This is a genomic window from Pantoea eucrina (assembly GCF_002095385.1).
Lineage (GTDB): Bacteria > Pseudomonadota > Gammaproteobacteria > Enterobacterales > Enterobacteriaceae > Pantoea > Pantoea eucrina.
Genome location: NZ_MIPP01000084.1, coordinates 1 through 2517 on the forward strand (window position 1 = coordinate 1; position 2517 = coordinate 2517).

The 2517-nt window shown below is 60.8% G+C and carries 2 protein-coding genes; both read right to left on the reverse strand.

Going from position 1 to position 2517, the window contains the following annotated elements; all coding sequences use genetic code 11:
• Positions 1-46 precede the first annotated feature (46 nt).
• Positions 47-1696 carry an L-lactate permease gene (lldP, locus tag HA43_RS18410; protein WP_039382920.1) on the reverse strand — a complete coding sequence of 550 codons (1650 nt, stop codon included), beginning with the start codon at positions 1694-1696 and terminating at the stop codon, positions 47-49.
• 217 nt (positions 1697-1913) lie between these two features.
• On the reverse strand, positions 1914-2517 hold a 604-nt coding region (locus HA43_RS18415), incomplete at its 5' end, for an MFS transporter (RefSeq protein ID WP_128083831.1).

Below are 2517 nucleotides of genomic sequence, written 5' to 3' on the forward strand. Positions count from 1 at the left end.
TGCTGCGCGCTGATCCAGGCGCTGAGACGTTCGCGCAGCGGCGCGCTCACGGGATCATCCACGTCAGCACGTAGGCCTGCAGCGTGGTGATCACCCCGACCATGCAGGTAAAAATCAGGCTGTGTTTCACGGTAAAGCGGAACAGATCGGACTCTTTCCCCACCAGCCCGACCGCCGCGCAGGCGATCGCAATCGACTGCGGCGATATCATCTTACCGGTCACGCCGCCGGTGGTATTAGCGGCCACCAGCAGGATATCAGAGACGCCGATTTGCTGGGCCGTGGTCGCCTGCAGCGCGGCAAACAGCGCGTTGGAGGAGGTGTCCGATCCGGTCAGAAACACGCCCAGCCAGCCGAGAAACGGTGAGAAAAAGGTAAACGCCTGCCCGGTGTGCGCCAGCGCCAGCGCCAGCGTAGCAGAGAGCCCGGAGTAGTTAGAGATAAAGGCAAACGCCAGCACCATGCCGATAGAGTAGATCGGCAGCGCCAGCTCTTTCAGCGTCTCTGCGAACGTCTGCAGCGCCGCGCGCGGTTTCATCCGCAGCCAGAGGATCGACAGCAGTGCCGCAACCAGAATCGCCGTGCCGGTGGCTGAAACCACATCGAATTTAAACAGTGCAGCGTACGGCGTGGCCTGACTCACCACCGGCGGCATCCGCGCCACCAGCTCATGCAGCAGCGGTACCGGCACGGTAAAGACCCAGTCATAGAGTGCGCCGCCTTTGGCAAACAGCGCCTTGAACGGCGGAATACTCCACAGCGTCACCGTCGCGGTAAGGAACAGAAACGGCATCCATGCGCGCACAATCTGCGCCAGCGTATAGCGCTGCGCTCCGGGCATGGCGTCAGCTGCATCGCGCTCTTCAAAACGGAAAATGCGTACCGGCTGCCAGCGACGTAAAAACAGCGTCAGACAGATCAATGAGGCGAGCGAGGAGATAATATCGGGCAGCTCCGGCCCGAGGAAGTTGGAGCTCAGGAACTGAGCAATGGCAAACGATCCTCCCGCCACGATCACCGCCGGCCAGGTCTCTTTCACCCCGCGCCAGCCATCCATGATCGCCATAATCCAGAACAGCACAATCAGCGTCAGAAACGGCAGCTGTCGCCCGGCCATCTGGCCAATCTGAAAGCTGTCCAGCCCGGTGACCTGCCCGGCCACAATAATCGGAATCCCCATCGCGCCGAACGCTACCGGCGCCGTATTGACAATCAGACAGAGGCCCGCCGCATAGAGCGGTTTGAAGCCCAGCCCGACCAGCAGCGCAGCGGTAATGGCCACCGGCGCACCAAATCCTGCCGCCCCTTCCAGGAAGGCGCCAAAGGCAAAACCGACGATCAGCATCTGCAGGCGCTGATCCGGCGTGATCGACAGGATCGACGCGCGAATAATGTCGAACTGCCCGGTTTTAACCGAGATCTTATACACAAACACGGCGGCAATGATGATCCAGGCGATCGGCCACAGGCCATAGAAAAAACCATACACCGCCGACGCCAGCGCCTGCCCCACTGGCATGCCATACAGCAGCAGCGCCACCAGCAGCGCCAGCACAACGGTCGCCGTGCCCGCCTGGTAGCCTTTGAGCTTGAGTTTAATCAGCGCAAAAAAGAAAAAAACAATCGGTATCACTGCGACCAGACTGGAAAGCCACAGATTATTAAGCGGATCATAATTTTGCTGCCATACCTGCATGCCATTATCTCCGGAGGAGTGAAACCGGCACGGTGCAGCAAAACATGCACCGTGCAACAGTGCCCGTGACGCGCTGAAAGTGGTCGGACCGCATTCAGGAAACCGGGCTTATGGCGTCAGATAGTTAATGCGTTGTTAACTGAAAGCAACGCATTGCGGGAGAATTTTGCAGCAGTGTGACCAGGCAAAAAGGTTTTAGCGCTTTTGGTAGGACCAATCAGCGCGACACGTGAGTAAATGCGCCGGTATAGCTGTGCGGATGAAAGCGCAGGTTCAGCGCAATCAGGCCCAGCGTAATCATACCCTGCATCAGCCAGACGCTGGAGAAGCTGCCGCTGAACGCCTGCAGCTGGCCGGCGACAAACGGCATGCAGCCGGCAATGATAAACCCGGCGCCCTGCATAAATGCCACCAGGCGTGCGCCCGCCTGCGGGTGTGGCAGGTGATCAAGTGCCAGCACCATCGTCAGCGGAAACGCGGCACCCAGGCCAAACCCGGCCACTGCGGCCCAGCACCAGGGGGCGAACTGCGGCGCAACCAGCAGGCCAGCCATACCGGTCAGCTGACAGAGCAGGCTGAAAATCAGCGGCGGACGCCGGTCGGTGTGGCGGGCCAGCAGCGGCATCAGCAGCGCACCGATAACCTGACACAAAATCATTACGCCAAGCAGTGAACCGCCCGCCTGTTCACTCCAGCCGGCCTGCTGATACGCGTCCGGGAGCCACGCCACGCAGGTGGCGTAGCCGCCGTTTACCAGGCCAAAGCTCAGCGCCAGCGACCAGGCGCGCGGCGTGCGCCACAGCGGGGGCAGCGCCGGTGCC

Excerpts from the sequence above, each read along its gene's own strand:
- lldP (WP_039382920.1), bottom strand. The coding sequence starts at position 1,696 with ATGCAGGTATGGCAGCAAAATTATGATCCGCTTAATAATCTGTGGCTT.